The sequence below is a fragment of the Streptomyces sp. NEAU-YJ-81 genome, assembly GCF_017592595.1.
GTDB lineage: Bacteria > Actinomycetota > Actinomycetes > Streptomycetales > Streptomycetaceae > Streptomyces > Streptomyces hygroscopicus_B.
The window spans coordinates 1-19,164 of record NZ_JAGFNO010000041.1 but is presented as its reverse complement, the minus strand read 5'-3'; the positions used below and the strand labels follow the sequence as shown (position 1 = coordinate 19,164).

The window sequence follows — 19,164 nt, the reverse complement described above, 5'->3', positions numbered from 1 at the left end:
ACCAGGCGGACCGTTACTGCGCGCTAAAGTACCAGAAACGCTGGGTGACATCTGCTGCCAGATGTGACAAACCGGGCGCCTGTGGGTAGAACAACGGGGCGGCACGACGGGCGACGCATGTCCCAATACGGGAATCTTCACCGCCGACCGGACGTTGACCGGATGACGACGACAGCGACACCTGTCCTGTGGGCGACAAGCCCGGGAGGCACGATTCATGAGTGAGCGAGCTCTCCGCGGCACGCGACTCGTGGTGACCAGCTACGAGACCGACCGCGGCATCGATCTGGCCCCGCGCCAGGCGGTGGAGTACGCATGCCAGAACGGCCATCGATTTGAGATGCCGTTCTCGGTAGAGGCGGAGATCCCGCCGGAGTGGGAGTGCAAGGCGTGCGGCGCCATGGCACTCCTGGTGGACGGCGACGGACCTGAGGAGAAGAAGGGCAAGCCTGCGCGCACGCACTGGGACATGCTCATGGAGCGGCGCACCCGCGAGGAGCTGGAGGAGGTGCTGGCCGAGCGGCTGGCGGTCCTGCGCTCCGGCGCCATGAACATCGCCGTGCATCCGCGGGACACGACACGTAAGTCTGCCTGAATCCGAGCGGCAGCACTGAGAGAACAAGGGCCGGGGGCACAGCGGAGCAGTGGCCCCGGCCCTTGTTCGCGTTCCGGCCCTTGTTCGCGTTGGCGTTGGCGTCGGGTGGGGCTGTGGCCACCGGTGGCCCAGCCCCGGCCCTGAGCAGGTCGGACGAAGTCCACTGCGGTTCGGCAGGTGGCCCTGAAGAGGGCGCGGGGCTGTATAGGTATGCGGCTCCGCCGCGGGGCGCGACCAGCCACGATGGCGCCGCGGACGACCGACGGCACGGCGCGGCACATCCAGCGGAGCGCTTAGCTCAGCCCCGGTCGCGTGGCTGCAGGCCGGGGCCCGGCTCTCCATCGCCGTCCCGGTCCCGGTCGTCCCCGTCCTTGATCACCTCGCCCTGGATGACCGTGCCCTGCTCCGCGCGCGCCTGCCCGCCCCGGCGCTCCCACTCCTCACGGGCCTGAAGGAAGGGGTCGGACGGCGATCCGGGGACGAAGCCCATCCGGCGCGACAGCGCGCTCTCCGCGCGGCGTCGCAGCAGCGCCCGGGTCGGCGGGAACAGGCACACCAGCGCGGCCACGTCCGATATCAGCCCCGGCACCATGAGCAGCAGCCCGCCGAGCATGGTGAAGGAGCTTCCTGGCCGCACCGAGGGCTCCTCGGCACCGCCCGGCCGCATCGACCCGGCCAGGCTCTGCCACGCCCGGCGGCCACCGCGCTTGACCACGGCCCCGCCCACCACCACGCCCGCGACCAGCAGCAAGAAGACGGTCAGCCCACCGGCCAGGTCCGCCACCAATGTCAGCAGCCAGATCTCCAGAACCAGCCAGGCGGCGATCCCCAGCGGCACGAAGGTGCGGGCGCGTGAGCGCTTCGGGCGGGTCGGGTCGCTCTGCTGGGATGCGCCGGTCATCATGCCTCCAAGTGTGCCCGGACCCGTGCGCGAAACGGAGCCCGGGGCCGCGTGGCCAAGGGGATCGAGGGGATCTCATGGGTTCCAACGTGCGAGGTGTCCCAGAGGCTCCAGCAGCCGGAAAAGGAGTCCGAAGAGGAGTCCAAGGACAGGTCCGAAGAGGAGTCCGAAGGAGACCGGACGGAATCCGCGGGGAATCGGCGGTGGCGGTCCGGGTACCCGCTGTCGGCGGAGGTGTCGAATGACGGGTGTGCTGGAGGTCCTGGTGTGGTGGGCGGCCCTGACCGGGATCTGGCTGGTGCTGATCGGCACCGTCGACCCCCTGGAGATCCTGGTCGGTTCGGCCGCCGCGCTGGCCGCCGCCCTGCTCGCCCGCGCCGGGCGCCGGGCGGTGGCGGGCCGGTGAGCACCTCCGAGGGCTGGCTGGCGGCGGCACTGGTGCCGCTGCTCGCGCTGGTGCCGGTGCTGTGGCGGATCGCCTACGGCTCGCCCAAGGACCGGCTGATCGGCCAGAACCTCACCTCGCTGCTGGCCGGGCTGGTGCTGCTGCTGGCCGCGCAGGGCTTCCACCGGACCTCGTACACCGATGTGGCGCTGGTGGTCAGCGTGCTCGGCCCGACCGGAACGCTGATCTACGCCCGCTTTCTGGGCGTCCTGCCCGACTCGCGGCTGGTGCGGTGGACGGCGCTGGTGGGGGTGCCCGCCACGGTGCTGCCGCTGTGCGTGGCGACCGGGCCCGGCCAAGCCATGGCGAAACTGCTGCTGATCGGCGCGCTGCTGATCGCGGGCAGCGTGGTGACCAGCGCCCGCGGCGGAAACGGGGGCATCACGGCATGACCGATGTACTGATCGTCGTCGCGCTGCTGCTGGTCGCGGGCGCAGCCACCGCCGCCGTGCTCAACCGGGACCCGGTGCGGCAGGCGCTGGTGCTGTCCTTCCTCGGCCTCGCGCTGGCCCTGCTGTTCACCTTCCTCCAGGCGCCGGACGTCGCGCTCTCGCAGCTCGCCGTCGGCTCCGCGGTGACGCCGCTGATGATCCTGCTGACCGTGCGCAAGGTGCGACGGCGCCCGGGGGACGGCGACGGCGCGGACCAGCGGGCGGGCCGTGAGCGATGAGCGCCCGGGTCCGGCTGTGGGTCTTCCTGGTGGGCGCCGCCGGGTTCGCCGTGCTGTTCGCCGTCGCCTGCTTCGGCCTACCGGCGTTCGGCACCGGCCACCATCCGTACGGCGTCCGGGCGGTGCACGCCTCCTTGAGCCATCACACGGCGAATGTCATCGCGTCCGTCAACTTCGATCTGCGCGCCTTCGACACGCTCGGCGAGGAAACCATCTTCTTCTCCGCCGTCCTCGGCACCGTGGTGCTGCTGCGCCAGGCCCGGGACGAGCACCGCAAGGATCCCGAGCCCGCCGTGGTCCACCCACGGGTGCGACGGTTCGCGCTGCTGACGCTGCCGCTCGCCCTGCTGGTGGGGCTGTATGTGATCGCGCACGGTCAGGTCAGCCCGGGCGGCGGCTTCCAGGGCGGGGTGGTCGCCGCCACCGCGCTGCATCTGCTCTACATCGCCGCCGACTACCGGGCCCTGGAGCGGGTCCGGCCGCTGACGCTCTACGAGATCGGGGAGGCCGCGGGCGAGGTGGCCTATGTCATCACCGGGCTCGCGGCCGTCCTCGCGGGGTCGGCGTTCCTCGCGAACGTCCTGCCGTTCGGCACCTTCGCGACCCTGTCCTCGGGCGGCACGGTGCCGGTGCTCAACGCGGCCGTCGGCCTGGAGGTCGCCAGCGGGGTCGTGGTCCTGCTGGCCCGCTTCCTGGACCAGGCCGTGGAGATCGAGGAGCCCGGGGAGGACGACGGGAGCCCGCGTGGCGCGGGAGACGGCGGAGACAACGGAGACGACGGAGACGACGAGAGGGAGCGAGCGTGACGGTCCTGCCGTACCTGGTCGCCGGATGGATCTTTCTGATCGGTGTGTACGGGCTGGTGACCAGCCGGAACCTGATCCATGCCGTGGGGTGCCTGGCGGTCACCCAGTCCTCCACCTATGTGCTGCTGCTCGCCGTCGGCTACCGCAACGGCGGCACCGCCCCGGTCTTCGCCGACGCGCCCACCGACAGCCGGGTGGTCGACCCGGTGGTCCAGGCGCTGGCCCTCACCGACATCGTGGTCGGCGCGACCGTGACCGCGCTGCTGCTCGCGCTCGTCGTCCAGCTCCGCAAACGCCATGGCACGGTCGACCCGGACGCCCTGTCCGAGCTGAAGGGCTGACCGGGTGGACACCGCGCGACTGCTGCCGCTGGTGGTGGCGGCACCGCTGATGGGCGCGGCGGTGCTGGTGGCCACCGGACGGCGGCTGCCCCGGCTCGCCTCCGACGTTCTGGGCTGCGCCTTCGCGACCGCCACCGCCGTACTGGCGCTCCTGGTGCTGTTCCGGGCCGGTCATCCCGGGCCGGAGGCGTATCCGGTGGAGTGGGTGGGCGGCTGGCGGCCGGTGGGCGGCGGCGCGGTGGGCATCGTGCTGGTCGGCGATCCGCTGGGCGCCGGGCTCGCGGCGCTGGCCTCGCTGCTCGTCGTCGCCGTCCTCGTCTACTCCTGGCGCTACTTCGAGCAGCCGCCGCGCCGTCACACCGGCTCCTTCCCCGCGCTGATCCTGGTGTTCCAGGCGGGCATGTGCGGTTTCGCGCTGACCGGCGATCTGTTCAACGCCTTCGTCTTCTTCGAGCTGATGGGCGTGGTCGCCTACGCGCTGACCGGCTTCCGGGTCGAGGAGCCCAAACCGCTGCAGGGCGCGCTGGCCTTCGGGGTGGTGAACTCCCTGGGCGCCTACGTCACCTTGCTGGGCATCACGCTGCTGTACGCGCGCACCGGGGAGCTGGGGTTCGCGCAGATCGGGCGGAAGCTGGACGCGGGCGGGCCGGACGGGCTGGTGCTCGCCGCGTTCGTCCTGGTGACGACGGGTCTGCTGGTGAAGGCGGCCGCCGTCCCGTTCCACTTCTGGCTGCCGGACGCGCACGCGGTCGCCCCGACGCCCGTGTGCATGCTGCTGTCCGGGGTGATGGTGGAGCTGGGTGTCTACGGGGTCGCCCGGGTCTACTGGACGATCTTCGCCGGGCCCGGCGGTCTCTCCCACCCCGACTTCACCCGCGCCCTGCTGGTGCTGGGCGTCCTCACGGCCCTGCTGGGGGCGGTGATGTGCTGGCAGCAGCGCCATCTCAAACGGCTGCTGGCGTTCTCGACCGTGTCCCACACCGGGCTGTTCCTGATCGGCGTCGCCGTGCTGACCCCCGAGGGGATCTCGGGCACGGCGCTGTACGTCCTCGGCCATGCGGGGGTGAAGGCGGCCCTCTTCGCCTGCGCCGGGGTGCTACTGGACCGGTACGCGTCGGTGGATGAGCACGAGTTGTTCGGCCGGGCCCGGGAGCTGCCGGAGGTCGGGGCCCTGTTCGCGGTGGGCGGTCTGGCCTTGAGCGGGCTGCCGCCGTTCGGCTCCGGGCTCGGCAAGGCCGTCGCCGAGGAGGCCGCGGGGCACACCGCCGCATGGCTGCCCGCGCTCTACGTCCTGGTGTCGGCGGTGACCGGGGGCGCCGTGCTGCGCGCCGGGCTGCGGATCTTCGCCGGAGTGGGGCGGCGGCCCCGGGACGGGCAGGAGAGCGGTCCGGAGACCACCGGCGAGGAGGAGCCCGAGACCGGCCGCCGCCTCGGGCGGATCCCGGTGCCACTGCTGGCGGTGCCCGCCGTGCTGCTGGCCGCGTCGCTGGCCATCGGGGTGATCCCGGCCGTCGCGTCCGCGGTGGGCCGGGCCGGGGCGCTGTTCACCGACACCGGCGGCTACCGGCGGTCGGTGCTCGACGGACGCGCCACGGCCGTCCCGGCGTCCGTGCCGCCGCACTGGCAGGCGACCGGGATCCTGCTCGGGCTGCTCTCCACTGCCCTCGCCATCACCCTGGCCACACTGGCGGTACGGCGGCCGGTCCACACCGGGACGGCCGCACTACTCGCGCCCGTACGGCGGCTGCAGTCCGGGCATATCGGCGATTACGTCGCCTGGTTGGTCGCCGGGACGGCGCTGCTCACGGTGCTGACCGTCCCCGGGGTCCGCTGAGACCGAGACGCGCTCGGTCCCGTGGTCAGCGGTGGCGCAGTGCCGAGATCAGCTGACTCTTGGACATCTGGGACCTGCCCTCGATGCCCGCCTTCTGGGCCTCGCGGTACAGATCCTCCTTGGTCCGCATCTCCATGCTGCCCGACTTGGCGCTCCCTCGGGCCGCCATGCCGCGCGCTGTCGACTTCCCGCTCTTCGTGGTCGCTTTAGCCATGTTCCGCCTCCTTCCGCCTCAAGTGTCCGGTACGGGACGGAAGGACGCCTGCGGGACTACTCCGAGCGCGAAAGCGGAGGGCCGGAGGCTCGGGCCGGCTCGGGCCCGGCGGACCGGAAGCCCGGGCCCGGGGCCCGAAGCCGGGCTCAGGGCTCCTTGCGGCCCAGCATCTTGTTGACCCGCGAGCCCACGCCCCAGGACATGACCCGCCAGGCCGCCTCCGTGACGATGTCGCGGCTCATCTTGCTCTCGCCGCGCTCGCGTTCGATGAAGGTGACCGGAACCTCGATGACATGGAAGCCCGCCTTGATGGCCCGCCAAGCCAGGTCGATCTGGAAGCAGTAGCCCTGGGAGGCGACCTCGTCCATGCCGATGCCCTCGAGCGTCTCCTTACGGAACGCGCGATAGCCGGCCGTCATATCGCGGATCGGCACATCGAGGAGGAGGCGGGAGTACGTGCTGCCGCCCCGGGAGATGAACTCGCGGGACTTGGGCCAGTTGACGATGCGGCCGCCGGGCACCCAGCGGGAACCGATCACCAGATCCGCGCCCTTGAGCGCGGTGAGCAGCCGGGGCAGTTCCTCGGGCTGGTGGGAGCCGTCGGCGTCCATCTCCACCAGCACGCCGTAGCCGTGCTCGATGCCCCAGCGGAACCCGGCCAGATAGGCGGCGCCGAGGCCCTCCTTGCCCTTGCGGTGCAACACCTTGACGCGGTCGTCCTCGGCGGCCAGCTCATCGGCGACCTTGCCGGTACCGTCCGGGCTGTTGTCGTCCGCGACGAGGATGTGCGCGTCCGGAACCGACTCCCGGACCCGCTCGACGATCGACTTGATGTTCTCCGCCTCGTTATAGGTCGGGATGATCACCAAGGTCGTACCGAGCGGACCGTACTTCCGCCGGCCACCGTCGTCCTGACGCTCGCGGCCCGGCTCCGCATCCGCGCCGTCGGTGAGCGGCTCGTCGGCTCCGGTACGCGGCTCGTCGGCTCCGGCAAGCGGCGCGTCGGCCTTCGTGCTGGGCTCGTCGGCTCCGGTACCCGGCTCCTCGGCCTTCGCGCTCGACTCACCAGCCTTCGCACTCGGCTCACCGGCCTTCGCACTCGGCTCATCGGCCTCGCGTGCGTCGCTCACGGCGTCGGATTGTTCGCTTCTCCGCCCGTGAGACGAATCATCACGGTCGTTGCTCCGGCGCGGCTCCTCGGCCTCGCGTGCGTCGCTCACGGCTACTGCCCCTTCTCGTCCGTACGTCCCCGACGGCCGATCGTGATCGCGGCCGCGCAGGACAGAACGCCCACCATAGCGAGCACCCACTCGGGGATCGCACCGACGCGGTCGGCCAGGGTCTTGCCGTCACGCAGCGGGATGCGCGCGGTGAGCACATCTTGCGTGAATTCTTTCGTCCGCTGCTCGATCGTGCCATCCGGGGAGACCACGGCGCTGATCCCGCTCGTGGCCGCGGTGATCACCGGCCGACCGTGTTCGATCGCCCGCAGCTTGGACATGACCAGCTGCTGCTCGGGCTGGCCGCTGCGCCCGTAGGTGGCGTTGTTGGTCTGGACGACGATCGCCCGGGCGCCCGCGTTGACCGTGTCGCGGACGATCTCGTCGTAGGCGACCTCGAAGCAGATCACATCGCCGAGCCGGGCGGGGCCGACCTTGAGCACGCCGGTGTGGTCGCCGGGGTAGAAGTCGCGGGGCACCCGCTGGAGCCGGGTGATGATCTTGCTGAGCTGCTGGCGGAAGGGGACGTATTCACCGAAGGGCACCGGATGCTGCTTGGTGTACGAGGCTCCGGGGCCGCTCTTCGGGTCCCAGACGATGCCCTGGTTCTCCACATAGCCCTGTTTGGTCGGATGGTCGACCAGGGCGCCGACCAGCACCGGAACGCCGATCGCCTTCACGGCCTCGTCCATCCGGGCGTATGCCTCCCGGTACTGGAAGGGATCGAGGTCGGAGGCGTTTTCCGGCCAGATGACGAGATCGGGCTTGGCGATCCGGCCCGCCTTGACGTCCTTGGCCAGGTCCAGGGTCGCGTTCACATGGTTATTGAGGATCTTCATCGGGCGGCCCAGGAAGTCCATCCCGGCCTGCTGCACATTGCCCTGGACGACGGCGATGTCGACCGAGTCGTCGGCGGCGGTGGGGATGGGCACCGCGAATCCGGCCACCGTCACGGCGGCGGCGACGGCCACGGCCCCGGCGGCGGGCAGGGCGCCGCGCGGCGAGAGGCCCCCGGCGCGGCGCAGCCGCCACAGGACGAGCGCGGCGGAGGCGAGCGCCCCGCCCGTCAGCGCGACGCCGAAGGTGACCAGCGGGGCGCCGCCCAGCGCGGCGAGCGGGGTGTAGGGCGAGCCGGTATTGGCGAAGGCCAGCCGGCCCCAGGGGAAGCCGCCGAAGGGCACCCGGTCACGGGCCCACTCCTCGGCGACCCACAGACAGGCCGTCCACAGCGGCCACAGGGCCGGTACCGGCAGCCGGGAGACCAGGGCCAGGCCCGCCCCCATCAGCGCGAGGAAGGCCGCCTGAATGACGGACAGGCCGATCACCGCGTCCCAGCCCACGACGCTGAGCCACTTCAGCAGCAGCAGGAAGAACGGCACCCCGAAGGCGAAGCCCGTCCAGGCGCCCTGGCGGGCGGTCCGGCCGTGGGTGAGCAGGGCCAGGGCGGCGACGGCCACCAAGGACAGCGGCCACACCCCGAACGGCGGGAAGGCGAGGCCGAGCGCGAGCCCGCCGGCCGCCGCGAGTGCGCTGCGCCGCGCCTCGCGGCGGGCGAGCAGGCCCAGACGGCGCAGCCGGCCGGGCCGCCGCTCTCCGCCGGACGGCTCGGACGCGGTCGCGGGCGCCGCGGTCCCGGTCTCGCCGCCCTCGGCGGTGTCACCGCCTTCGACGGCGCCGCCGGTGGGCGGCGTGACGGCAGGACCGGACCGCGGACCCGGACGGTCTGCGTCCGGCCCGGTGGGGGCGGTTTCGGCGGTGGTGTCGGAACCCGATGGCACGGTGCGGCCTTCCTACAGGTCGTGCTGTGGTGAAGTGACCGTATAACGCGGGCGCCCAGAAGTTGTCCCGAGGTGCGGATTGTGACCTCGGGCTATGGAAACGCTTCGGCCATGGCGGGGGTTCCTCGCCCGGCGGCGGCCCCGCCCCCGCGTGGGGGGGCGGTCCGCCGGTGTGCGCGTGCGGAGTGGGGGCCCGACGCCCTTCGGGCCGACCTGGGACCCGCTGGCTGCGGATCGACCGAGAGCCGTTGTCTACTGAGCGTCCGGGCCCCTCCCGGGTCGCACCTGCCGACCCGGCGATCCCTCCCTCGCCCCCGTGCGCTGGACCTGGCTCCCAGTGGCGGCGCACCACGGCGGCGCGTCTCCCTCTGGCCCAGCGGCGTTCGACGACTGCGTGAAGATTCCCCGGTCGGGCGTCCAGTGGTGGACGAGCCCGAACCTACCGGCCACCGACCGCACCCTGTCAACAGCCGGATGACCTGCGCCGTTTCCTCAAATGACCAGGTCAGTACGGACGATGTTCAGATGCCACGACAGGCCGGGGGCTCATCGTTCGGCGGTACGGGGCGCCCGCTCGTCACTCGTCCGGCCGGAGGTGGACGGTGCGTCCGCCCACCACCGTGCGCACGCAGACGGGCAGTTGACCGCCGGGGGTGAGGTCGGGCAGGCCGGGGGTGCCGGAGCGGGGGTCGGTCGACCATCCGGCGACCCGCGTGTCGGGCACCTGCACGATGAGTTCACCGGTACGCCAGATCGCGTAGTCGGCGGGCGCGCCGGGCACCAGGACGCCCGCGTCGTCCCGCCCGATGGCCCGCCAGCCGCCGCGGGTGTGGGCGGTGAAGGCGGCGCGGACGGAGATCCGGTGCTCCGGGGTGCGGTGGAAGGCCGCGGCCCGCACGGTGCCCCAGGGGTCGAGCGGGGTGACCGGGCTGTCGGAGCCGAGCGCCAGGGGCACACCGGCACGCAGCAGCGCCGCGTACGGGTTGAGGGTGCGGGCCCGCCCGGGGCCGAGCCGCTGGGCGTACATGCCCTCCTCGCCGCCCCACAGGGCGTCGAAGGCGGGCTGGACGGAGGCGGTGAGGCCGAGGTCGGCGAAGGCCGCGATGGTCCCGGGGGTGAGCATCTCGGCGTGTTCGACGCGGTGGCGGGCGGCGCGGACGCGGGCGAGCCCGGCCTTCTCCGCGGCGGCCCGTACGCCCTCGACGACGGCCGTGACGGCGGCGTCGCCGATGGCGTGGAATCCGGCCTGGATCCCGGCCTCGGTGCAGGCGATGACATGGGCGGCGATGGCCGCCGCGTCCAGATAGGCGGTGCCGGTGTGCGGCGTGTCGGCGTACGGCTGGTGGAGACACGCCGTGTGCGAGCCGAGCGCCCCGTCGGCGAAGAGGTCGCCCGCCGCGCCGATGGCGCCGAGTTCGCGCAGCTTGTCCAGGTCGGCGGCGCTGCTCGCGGCCTCGGCCCAGTAGCCGTACACCCGCGGTCCCGGCTCCCCGGCGGCGAGCTTCAGCAGCCCGGTGAGGTCGTCCTCGGAGGAGATGTCGGGCCCGGCGCATTCGTGGAGGGAGCCGATGCCGAGCGAGGCGGCGCGGGCGAGGGCGGCCCGCTGGGCGTCGGTGCGCTGCCGCTCGGTGACGGCCGCGTGGGCGGCGGCCCGGACGGCGTGGTGGGCGGCGCCGGTCAGGGGGGCGTCGGCGCGGTGGCCGGCCAGGTCCGACACGCCGGAGACGCGGTCGAGGAGGGCAGTGGTGACGACGGCGGAGTGCACATCGATGCGGGTGAGATAGAGCGGGCGGCCGCCGGTCGCCTCGTCGAGTTCGGCCCGCGACGGCGGCCGTCCCTCGGGCCAGCGGGCGGCGTCCCAGCCATGGCCGAGCAGCACCCGGTCGGCGGGGTGGGCGGCGGCGAAGGCGCGCACCCGCTCCAGCGCGTCGGCGAGCGTACGGGCGCCGGTGAGATCGAGTCCGGTGAGGGCGAGCCCGGTCGCGGTGGTGTGCACATGCGCATCGGTGAACGCCGGGGTGACCAGTGCCCCGTCCAGCGGGATGATCTCGTCCACGCCGTCCGCGAAGCTGTCCGCGGCCCCTTCGGAGCCGACCCAGGCGATGGTGCCGCGCTCGACGACCATCGCGGTCGCGAACGGATCGGCGGGGCTGTGGACCTCACCTCCACGCAGCAGGACGGTACGGCCCTCGGGGGCCTGGGCGGGGGTCGGGTCGTTCACGGCGGGCTGCCTCGGGGGGTATCAGATGAGGGGGCTAGGAAGGGGCCGGGTAACAGGGGCCGGGCGGTCAGACGCGCGGCGGGCGCGCCTCGTAGGGCGTGGAGAGGACCACGGTGGTGCGGGTGGAGACCCCGGCCAGCGAGCGGATCCGGCTGAGCAGGTGCTCCAGCTCCAGCGGGGTGGCGACGCGCACCTTGAGGATGTAGTTCTCATCGCCCGCGACGCTGTGGCACGCCTCGATCTCGGGCACCTCGGCGAGCCGCTCGGAGATGTCGTCGGGCGCGCTGGGGTCGAAGGGTTTGACCGAGATGAACGCGGTGAGGGGCAGCCCGACGGCCTCGGGGTCCACGACGGCGGCATAGCCGCGGATCACGCCCCGTTGTTCGAGGCGGCGAACCCGCTGGTGCACGGCCGATGTGGACAGGCCGGTGGCCTTGCCCAGGTCCGTGTAGCTCATCCGGCCGTCCTTGACGAGCAGCTCCACGATCTGTCTGTCCAACTCCTCCACAGCCGATCACCTTATGTGGTCGGGAGGGCTCCGGCACAACGGGTGGGCACACCGGGCAGAGATGCCCGTACGCCGCACCTGCACCGGGCATGTGACGAACGCCACATCTCCTCATGGGTGTCCTATGAGTTGCCGCGATTACCTATGCGGCCGCGAGGGAAATGCTTGCTGTGGTCGAGGCCGACGCGCCCGGCCAGCCCACCCGAGGGGGAAACACATGCCTCATCTCGAGCGCCTCGACACAGGCGACATCGATACCGACGAGCACAACGACACCTATGAGATGTTCCGGGTGATCTGCCCGGACTGCGCGCGCCCCATCGCGCTCCTCGCCGACGAGGACGTTCTTCCCGAGCACGCGCTCTGCTCCTCCCCGTGGGACCCGTTCGGGCTCACGGTCTGCGCCGGCACCGGCCGCCGGGCGGCCGACGCCGCCCCCGCCGACGCGTCGCTGGAGGCGCGGGAGCGGGACGCCGCGCTGCTGCTGACGCTTCCGGCGGGCCTGGACTGGCGGACGCAGCCGTTCTCGCACCTCGGCGGCCCCGGCTCGCAGCCGGTCCGCTCCCCGGTGACGCGGCGGTAGGCGAACGGCGGGGGCGCATACCGCGCCCCCCACCGAAACACCCGGCTCAGCCGGTCCCAGGACCCCTGGCTCAGCCGGTCTCAGGTCCCGCGAGAGCGCGGGCGATGACCACCCGCTGGATCTGGTTGGTGCCCTCCACGATCTGCAGGACCTTCGCCTCGCGCATATAACGCTCGACCGGGAAGTCCATCGTGTAGCCGTATCCGCCGAGCAGTTGGACGGCGTCGGTGGTGATCCGCATCGCGGCGTCCGTGCAGAACAGCTTGGCCATCGCCGCCTGCTTGGAGAACGGCCGCCCCGCGTCCCGCAGCCGTGCCGCCGCCAGGTACAGGGCGCGTCCGGCCTCGATCTGGGTGGCCATGTCGGCGAGCATGAAGCGCAGCCCCTGGAAGTCGGCTATCGGCCGGCCGAACTGCCGCCGCTGCGCGGTGTACGCGAGCGCCTCGTCCAGCGCCGCCTGGGCGACGCCGACGGCGCAGGCCGCGATGCCCAGACGGCCCGCGTCGAGCGCGGACAGGGCGATCGCGAACCCCTGGCCCTCCTCGCCGATGCGGCGGGCGTCGGGAACGCGCACCCCGTCGAGATGGATCTGGGCGGTCGGCGAACCGGCCATGCCCATCTTGTGCTCGGGTGCGGCCGCCGAGAGCCCGGGGGTGCCCGCGGGGACGAGGAAGGCGCTGATGCCCCGGGTGCGCTCGGGGCCGGTGCGGGCGAGCACGGTGTAGAAGTCGGCGATTCCGCCGTGGGTGATCCACGCCTTGGTGCCCTCGAGCGTCCAGGTGTCCCCGTCACGGGTGGCCCGGGTGGTGAGCCCGGCCGCGTCGGAGCCGGAGGAGGGCTCGGAGAGGCAGTACGCGCCGAGCAGACCGCCGCCCAGCATCGCGGGAAGGTGCTCGGCCAGCTGCTCCTTGCCGCCAAAGCGGGCGAGGGCGTGGCAGGCCAGGGTGTGGACGCTGACGCCGAGGCCGACGGTCAGCCGGGCCGCCGCGAGCTCCTCCAGGACCTGCAGATAGACCTCGTACGGCTGGTCGCCGCCGCCGAACTCCTCGGGCTGGACCAGCCCCAGCAGCCCGGACTCGGACAACAGGGTGAACAGCTCACGGGGGAAGCGCCCGGCGGCCTCCTCCTCGGCGGCCCGGGGCTTGATCTCCCGTTCGATCAGCTCGCGGACGAGCGAAATCAGGTCGCGGGCCTCCTCGGTGGGCAGCTCGCGTTCCACCGGCTGCGGGCCGTGGTCGGTCATGGCGGCGCTCTCCTCTCCCCTGTTCAGGCGCTGCGGCGACGTGCGCCGGGGTGTGGCGGCGCCGCCGGTGTTACTGCCGCCGGCCGGCCCGCCCGCTCGGATCGCGAGGGGTGGTGACCTGTACCGCGGCGGTTGGAGTATGCCCGATCCCGGGCCTTCCGCCACCAGTTGCCCGATCTTCGATCAACTTCGCACACGAACGCCCACCACCTTCTTACGCGCATTCCCACCAACGGCGCACGTGCGGAGCAAATTGGCCCAGACCATTGACCCCACTGGTCTAGTCCTTCTACCTTTTCCCCACCCTGCCCTGCGCGTTCATGTCAAGCTATGGGCAGGTCGTCGGGCAGTTCACTCTCCCCTCACCCCCCACCGAGGAGATTCCATGCTCAGACCAGGCAGACTGTCGGCCGCGCTCGCGGCGCTCTGTACGGCGGTCCTGACCGCCACTCTGCTCGCGGGCTCGGCCGCGGCCGGTGAACCCCAAAGCGCCGGCATAACCAAGGCCACGCCCAAGGCCGCACCCAAGGCCGCCGAGGCCCCCGCCGCGAAGGCCGCCGGTGACAAGGTCGTCGGCTACTTCACCGAATGGGGCATCTACCAGCGCAATTACCACGTCAAGAACGTCGAGACCTCGGGCTCGGCCGCCAAGCTCACCCACATCAACTACGCCTTCGGCAATGTCACCGGCGGCAAGTGCGCCATCGGCGACGCCTACGCCGACTACGACAAGGCGTACGACGCGGCGAGCAGCGTCGACGGCCAGGCCGACACCTGGGACGCGGGCGCCCTGCGCGGCAACTTCAACCAGCTGCGCAAGCTGAAGAAGCTCCACCCCGGCCTCAAGGTGCTGTGGTCCTTCGGCGGCTGGACCTGGTCCTCCGGGTTCACCGAGGCCGCCAAGAACCCCGCGGCCTTCGCGCAGTCCTGCTACGACCTGGTCGAGGACCCGCGCTGGGCGGATGTCTTCGACGGCATCGACATCGACTGGGAGTACCCCAACGCCTGCGGGCTGACCTGTGACACCAGCGGCAAGGACGCCTTCAAGAACCTGATGGCCGCGATGCGCGCCAAGTTCGGTTCGTCCAATCTGGTGACCGCGGCGATCACGGCCGACGCCTCCTCCGGCGGCAAGATCGAGGCCGCCGACTACGCGGGCGCCGCGCAGTACGTCGACTGGTACAACCCGATGACGTACGACTTCTTCGGCGCATGGGCCGCACAGGGCCCCACCGCCCCGCATTCGCCGCTCAACTCCTACAACGGCATTCCGCAGCAGGGCTTCGACACCGACGCCGCCATCACCAAGCTCAAGGGCGCCGGCATCCCGGCCTCGAAGCTGCTGCTGGGCATCGGCTTCTACGGACGCGGCTGGAGCGGCGTCACCCAGGACACCCCCGGCGGCACGGCGACCGGCGCCGCGCCCGGCACGTACGAGGCGGGCATCGAGGACTACAAGGTGCTCAAGAACTCCTGCCCGGCGACCGGCACGGTCGCGGGGACGGCCTACGCGCACTGCGGAAACCAGTGGTGGAGCTATGACACTCCCGCCACCATCGCCGGCAAGATGAACTTCAAGCAGCAGCAGGGCCTGGGCGGCACCTTCTTCTGGGAGCTCAGCGGCGACACCACCAACGGTGAGCTGATCAAGTCCATCAACTGACCCTCGTACGAACCCCGTACGCCCCCTGATGACGCGGGCGGGGAGCCCTCACCGGCTCCCCGCCCGCGTTGTCGTGTGCGGCGGGCCTACGTGCGCGGCGGTCCTACGTGCGCGGCGGGCCCGACCGGCGCGGCGGGCTCGACCAGCGGCCGACCGATCCTCAAGCGTTCAAGCGGCGTGCGAGGGGGCGCGGGAAGCGTAGGGGGAGATCCCTGGCAACGCCGCACTCCCGGTGTGAACACGCTCCATCCGGTGCCCGTACCTGAACGCGGCTTGTTCTGACTGTTGCGGGGCATCCGCCCCACAAGGAAATCTGAGCGCACGGGTGGCCCGCACCGCCTCGTGCGCATGAACCAAAGGAACGATCATGAGCTCCGAGCAGTGCCCGAGCTGTGGTGGCCAACTCGCCGTGAACCAGGACGGGTGGAAGATCTGCCACTCCTGCGGCTATGCGTCCCCGCCCGGGGTCGTGCCCGCCCCCGCTCTGCCCGCCCGAAGCTGACGGCAGACTCCCCACCCCGTCCGCCCCTTAGTACCGTCTCCTCGTATCCCCGAAGCCCCGAATTCCCGAAACCCTGGGACCCTGGACCTCTGAACATTCCGCCCCCCGTACCGCTGAGCGAGGCACCATGGTCAATCCCTGGCTGGCGATGGCGTCCGGCACCGACCCCGCCGAGCGCACCCGTGCCGTGCGCCGCGCCCATGAGGCGTTTCTGACCGAGGGGGCACTCAGCCCGGCCGTGCGGCCGGTGGTGGCGGAGTCCTGGCGGCGCTCGGCCGACGCGCGGGTCGCCCAGGAGCGCAACGCGCCGATCGACCTGGCGGACGACGCGCTGGACACCTATCGCGCGGACCATCCGCTGGCCCGGGTGATGCCGCTGTTCCGGGAACTGCTGGGCACCATCGCCCACGACGGCGCCCATCTGCTCGCGGTCTGCGACGAACAGGGCCGGATGCTGTGGGTGGAGGGGCACGCGGGCGTACGGAACCAGGCCGAGCGGATGAACTTCGTGGCCGGGGCGCGCTGGGACGAGAGCCATGCGGGCACCAACGCGCCCGGGACGGCGCTCACCGTCGACCATGCGGTGCAGATCTTCGCCACCGAGCACTTCAACCGCACTGTGCAGCCATGGACCTGCGCCGCCGCCCCCATCCACGATCCGCACACCGGACGGCTGCTGGGCGCGGTGGACATCACCGGCGGGGACCATCTGGCCGCCCCGCACAGCCTGGCCCTGGTCCAGGCGACCGCCCGCGCCGCCGAGGCCCAGCTGGGCGCCGGGGAGCCGCGGGCGCGCGGGCCGCGGATCAGTCTGACGGCGCTGGGCCGGGACGAGGCGCTGCTGGTCGTCGACGGGCGGCGGCTGCGGCTCGGGCGGCGGCACAGCGAGATCATGGTGCTGCTGGCCGGCCATCCGGAGGGGCTGTCCGGCGACCGGCTGACGCTGGAGCTGTACGGGCCCCGGGCCGACGACCGCTCCCCGGTGACGCTGCGGGCCGAGCTGTCGCGGCTGCGCCGCCTGGTGGGCCCGCTGCTGGGCTCACGCCCGTACCGGCTCTGCGCGCCCGTGAGCACCGATCTGGCCGACGCCGCCGAGGCGTTGGCCTCCGGCGACGCGTATACGGCGCTGCGGGCGTATCCGGGGCCGCTGCTGCCGCTGTCGGAGGCGCCGGGGGTGTGCCGGATGCGGCGGGTGCTGGAGGACGGGCTGCGGCGCACCGTGCTGTCCCACGGTGATCCGGAACTGCTGCGGCGCTGGGCGCAGACGCCGTGGGGCGAGGACGATCTGGAGGTCGCGGAGGCGCTGCTGACCGCGCTTCCGGCGCATGCGCCGGGGCGGGCGGTTCCGGCAGCGCGGGTCCGGCGGCTGCGGGAGCTGTACGGACTGGCGGGCGTTGCCCCGCACGGAGACGGCGCCCACCAAGGGGGCGTTGCCCAGCAGGGCGTTGCCCAGCACGGAGACGACGCCCACCATGGAGACGGTGCCCACCACGGAGGTGGCCCCCGACGCGGAGACGGCGCTGAACGGCAAGGAGGCGGCCACCAGGACGCAACGTCCCCGCAACGTGGCCGCGGCTAGCCTCCCCGTCGGCTCCGCCCGTGTCGGCGCGGGCGGGGCCGGGACGCGCACGAACGACGCGTCCGACAACGGGACCCCATCACGCGTACACCACGGGAGGCCGCCCCATGACGCGTTTCGCAAACCCCGGCTCCGAGGGCTCGGTCGTCAGCTATCAGCCGCGCTATGACCACTGGATCGGCGGCGAGTACGTACCGCCGGCCCGGGGCCGCTATTTCGAGAACCCGACCCCCGTGAACGGGCAGCCGTTCACCGAGATCGCCCGGGGCACCGCCGAGGACGTCGAGCGGGCCCTGGACGCCGCCCACGCGGCCGCGCCCGCCTGGGGCCGTACCGCACCCGCCGAGCGCGCCTCGGTGCTGCTGAAGATCGCCGACCGGATGGAGCAGAATCTGGAGGCGCTCGCGGTCGCGGAGAGCTGGGAGAACGGCAAGCCGGTACGGGAGACGCTGGCCGCCGATATCCCGCTGGCCATCGACCACTTCCGCTATTTCGCGGGGGTGATCCGGGCCCAGGAGGGCAGCCTCTCCGAGCTCGACCACGACACGGTCGCGTACCACTTCCATGAGCCGCTGGGCGTGGTCGCCCAGATCATCCCGTGGAACTTCCCGATCCTGATGGCCACTTGGAAGCTGGCCCCGGCGCTGGCCGCGGGCAACGCGGTGGTGCTGAAGCCCGCCGAGCAGACGCCGGCCTCGATCCACCTGTGGATGAGCCTGGTGGCCGATCTGCTGCCCCCGGGTGTGGTCAACATCGTCAACGGCTTCGGCGTGGAGGCCGGAAAGCCGCTGGCGTCCAACTCCCGGGTGGCCAAGGTCGCCTTCACCGGGGAGACCACCACCGGCCGGCTGATCATGCAGTACGCGAGCGAGAACCTGATCCCGGTCACCCTGGAACTCGGCGGCAAGAGCCCGAACGTCTTCTTCGACGATGTCTCGGCCGCCGACGACGACTTCCTGGACAAGGCGCTGGAAGGGTTCACCATGTTCGCCCTGAACCAGGGCGAGGTGTGCACCTGTCCCTCACGGGCCCTGGTCCAAGGCGGCCACTACCAGGCGTTCATGGACGCGGCCGTGGCCCGTACGGAGAAGGTGGCGCAGGGGCATCCGCTGGACACCGACACCATGATCGGCGCCCAGGCGTCCAACGACCAGCTCGAGAAGATCCTGTCGTATCTGGACATCGGCCGGCAGGAGGGCGCCCGCGTCCTCACCGGCGGCAGCCGCGCCGAGCTCGGCGGTGAGCTGGAGGGCGGCTACTACGTCCAGCCCACGATCTTCGAGGGCGGCAACCATATGCGGGTCTTCCAGGAGGAGATCTTCGGACCGGTGGTCGCGGTGGCGCGGTTCACCGACTTCGAGGACGCGATCGGCATCGCCAACGACACGCTCTACGGGCTGGGCGCGGGGGTGTGGACCCGGGACGGCACGACCGCGTACCGCGCCGGGCGCGCCATCCAGGCGGGCCGGGTATGGACCAACTGCTACCACGCCTATCCGGCGCACGCCGCCTTCGGCGGCTACAAGCAGTCCGGGATCGGCCGCGAGACCCACAAGATGATGCTGGACCACTATCAGCAGACGAAGAATCTACTGGTGTCGTACTCCCCGAAGAAGCTCGGCTTCTTCTAGACGCCCGAAAAAAGGCGCCTGACCGCCTTTCGCTCAACCCGCTCTCAACCGAGCCCGGCTTGCGCGCTAACTCCCAGTTCCTCCCACTGCTGTACCCCTCCTGACCAGTGCTTCCGGACCAGTCACGGACCAAGCCCCGGTTCAGCCCTCGGGTGCGTCACCTTGGCTGACGCGCTGCCACTCGCTCATGGACTGCTCGATGAGGCGGTTCGCCTGCTCTCGAAGGCCGTCGAGGTTGAGCATCCCCCATCCAGTCTTCGGCAAGTGGCATTGAGCCTTTTCCATCCTCAGGTTCCGGCGTGGTGAAGGACGAGGACGGCCTTCACGATGTCGGTGATGCGGGTCGTGCTGCAGCGCAGTTTCCGCAGCAGGCGCCATCCCTTGAGGGCGGCCATCGCCTGTTCTCCGACGCAGCGGGTTTTGGCGTGAG

At 71.8% G+C, this 19,164-nt stretch carries 20 protein-coding genes and 1 pseudogene; 12 read left to right on the top strand and 9 right to left on the bottom strand.

Features of this window, described 5'->3' with window-relative positions; translation table 11 throughout:
• The first annotated feature begins 217 nt into the window (after positions 1–217).
• The gene (locus J5X86_RS44635; protein ID WP_078639713.1) at positions 218–595 is read left to right on the top strand and encodes an RNA polymerase-binding protein RbpA; all 378 of its coding nucleotides are present in this window, start codon (positions 218–220) and stop codon (positions 593–595) included.
• 298 nt (positions 596–893) lie between these two features.
• Here J5X86_RS44635 and fxsA read toward each other — a convergent pair whose 3' ends face one another.
• On the bottom strand, positions 894–1,499 hold the full coding sequence (gene fxsA / locus J5X86_RS44630) for an FxsA family membrane protein (protein WP_374229445.1): 606 nt from the start codon (positions 1,497–1,499) through the stop codon (positions 894–896).
• A gap of 238 nt (positions 1,500–1,737) precedes the next feature.
• On the opposite strand from fxsA, the gene J5X86_RS44625 reads away from it, so the two are divergent.
• The 6 genes from J5X86_RS44625 to J5X86_RS44600 are packed head-to-tail and all read left to right on the top strand — an operon-like array spanning position 1,738 to position 5,592.
• Positions 1,738–1,902 carry a hypothetical protein gene (locus J5X86_RS44625; RefSeq protein ID WP_208522337.1) on the top strand — a complete coding sequence of 55 codons (165 nt, stop codon included), beginning with the start codon at positions 1,738–1,740 and terminating at the stop codon, positions 1,900–1,902.
• Positions 1,899–2,333: an MrpF/PhaF family protein gene (locus J5X86_RS44620; protein ID WP_208522336.1), complete on the top strand. Its 435-nt coding sequence runs from the start codon at positions 1,899–1,901 to the stop codon at positions 2,331–2,333. The genes J5X86_RS44625 and J5X86_RS44620 overlap by 4 nt, the downstream gene beginning before the upstream one ends.
• A complete protein-coding gene (locus tag J5X86_RS44615; protein WP_078639716.1) occupies positions 2,330–2,611 on the top strand; it encodes a Na(+)/H(+) antiporter subunit B in 282 nt (93 codons plus the stop codon). Before J5X86_RS44620 ends, J5X86_RS44615 begins: the two co-directional genes overlap by 4 nt.
• The gene (locus J5X86_RS44610) at positions 2,608–3,417 is read left to right on the top strand and encodes an MnhB domain-containing protein (RefSeq protein WP_208522335.1); all 810 of its coding nucleotides are present in this window, start codon (positions 2,608–2,610) and stop codon (positions 3,415–3,417) included. The genes J5X86_RS44615 and J5X86_RS44610 overlap by 4 nt, the downstream gene beginning before the upstream one ends.
• Positions 3,414–3,758 carry a sodium:proton antiporter gene (locus J5X86_RS44605; RefSeq protein ID WP_078639718.1) on the top strand — a complete coding sequence of 115 codons (345 nt, stop codon included), beginning with the start codon at positions 3,414–3,416 and terminating at the stop codon, positions 3,756–3,758. The genes J5X86_RS44610 and J5X86_RS44605 overlap by 4 nt, the downstream gene beginning before the upstream one ends.
• 4 nt (positions 3,759–3,762) lie before the next feature.
• Positions 3,763–5,592, top strand: coding sequence for a complex I subunit 5 family protein (locus J5X86_RS44600; RefSeq protein WP_208522334.1), 1,830 nt, complete (start codon positions 3,763–3,765; stop codon positions 5,590–5,592).
• Positions 5,593–5,617: 25 nt separating this feature from the next.
• Here J5X86_RS44600 and J5X86_RS44595 read toward each other — a convergent pair whose 3' ends face one another.
• From J5X86_RS44595 to J5X86_RS44575, 5 genes are all read right to left on the bottom strand, one after another.
• Positions 5,618–5,806 carry a Rho termination factor N-terminal domain-containing protein gene (locus J5X86_RS44595; protein WP_059146576.1) on the bottom strand — a complete coding sequence of 63 codons (189 nt, stop codon included), beginning with the start codon at positions 5,804–5,806 and terminating at the stop codon, positions 5,618–5,620.
• A gap of 146 nt (positions 5,807–5,952) precedes the next feature.
• Complete coding sequence (locus tag J5X86_RS44590; RefSeq protein WP_208522365.1) at positions 5,953–6,675, bottom strand: polyprenol monophosphomannose synthase; 723 nt, start codon at positions 6,673–6,675, stop codon at positions 5,953–5,955.
• A gap of 353 nt (positions 6,676–7,028) precedes the next feature.
• Entirely contained in the window at positions 7,029–8,804 is a 1,776-nt protein-coding gene (lnt, locus tag J5X86_RS44585; RefSeq protein WP_208522333.1) for an apolipoprotein N-acyltransferase, read from the bottom strand.
• 577 nt (positions 8,805–9,381) lie between these two features.
• Entirely contained in the window at positions 9,382–11,025 is a 1,644-nt protein-coding gene (locus J5X86_RS44580; RefSeq protein ID WP_208522332.1) for an amidohydrolase, read from the bottom strand.
• 67 nt (positions 11,026–11,092) lie between these two features.
• Positions 11,093–11,533: an Lrp/AsnC family transcriptional regulator gene (locus J5X86_RS44575; protein ID WP_020866923.1), complete on the bottom strand. Its 441-nt coding sequence runs from the start codon at positions 11,531–11,533 to the stop codon at positions 11,093–11,095.
• 217 nt (positions 11,534–11,750) lie between these two features.
• On the opposite strand from J5X86_RS44575, the gene J5X86_RS44570 reads away from it, so the two are divergent.
• Positions 11,751–12,116 (top strand): hypothetical protein, encoded by a 366-nt coding sequence (locus J5X86_RS44570; RefSeq protein WP_208522331.1) that lies wholly within the window; start codon positions 11,751–11,753, stop codon positions 12,114–12,116.
• 70 nt (positions 12,117–12,186) lie between these two features.
• Here the strand turns inward: J5X86_RS44570 and J5X86_RS44565 are convergent, their stop codons facing one another.
• A complete protein-coding gene (locus tag J5X86_RS44565) occupies positions 12,187–13,359 on the bottom strand; it encodes an acyl-CoA dehydrogenase family protein (RefSeq protein ID WP_208522330.1) in 1,173 nt (390 codons plus the stop codon).
• A 385-nt stretch (positions 13,360–13,744) separates the two neighbouring features.
• Between J5X86_RS44565 and J5X86_RS44560 the strand changes: the two genes are divergently transcribed.
• The 4 genes from J5X86_RS44560 (at position 13,745) to adh (ending at position 18,734) form a co-directional block, all read left to right on the top strand.
• The gene (locus tag J5X86_RS44560; protein WP_208522329.1) at positions 13,745–15,022 is read left to right on the top strand and encodes a glycoside hydrolase family 18 protein; all 1,278 of its coding nucleotides are present in this window, start codon (positions 13,745–13,747) and stop codon (positions 15,020–15,022) included.
• A gap of 367 nt (positions 15,023–15,389) precedes the next feature.
• Positions 15,390–15,524, top strand: a complete 135-nt coding sequence (locus J5X86_RS52245) for a hypothetical protein (RefSeq protein ID WP_279595772.1) — start codon at positions 15,390–15,392, stop codon at positions 15,522–15,524.
• A 127-nt stretch (positions 15,525–15,651) separates the two neighbouring features.
• A complete protein-coding gene (locus tag J5X86_RS44555; RefSeq protein WP_208522328.1) occupies positions 15,652–17,103 on the top strand; it encodes a GAF domain-containing protein in 1,452 nt (483 codons plus the stop codon).
• Between the two features lie 107 nt (positions 17,104–17,210).
• Positions 17,211–18,734 carry an aldehyde dehydrogenase gene (gene adh / locus J5X86_RS44550; protein WP_093466315.1) on the top strand — a complete coding sequence of 508 codons (1,524 nt, stop codon included), beginning with the start codon at positions 17,211–17,213 and terminating at the stop codon, positions 18,732–18,734.
• A gap of 141 nt (positions 18,735–18,875) precedes the next feature.
• On the opposite strand, the gene J5X86_RS52240 is transcribed toward adh, so the two are convergent.
• Positions 18,876–18,998, bottom strand: a complete 123-nt coding sequence (locus J5X86_RS52240; RefSeq protein ID WP_279595771.1) for a hypothetical protein — start codon at positions 18,996–18,998, stop codon at positions 18,876–18,878.
• Between the two features lie 23 nt (positions 18,999–19,021).
• Positions 19,022–19,164 (bottom strand): annotated as a pseudogene (locus J5X86_RS44545) (IS5/IS1182 family transposase); the annotation flags it as partial.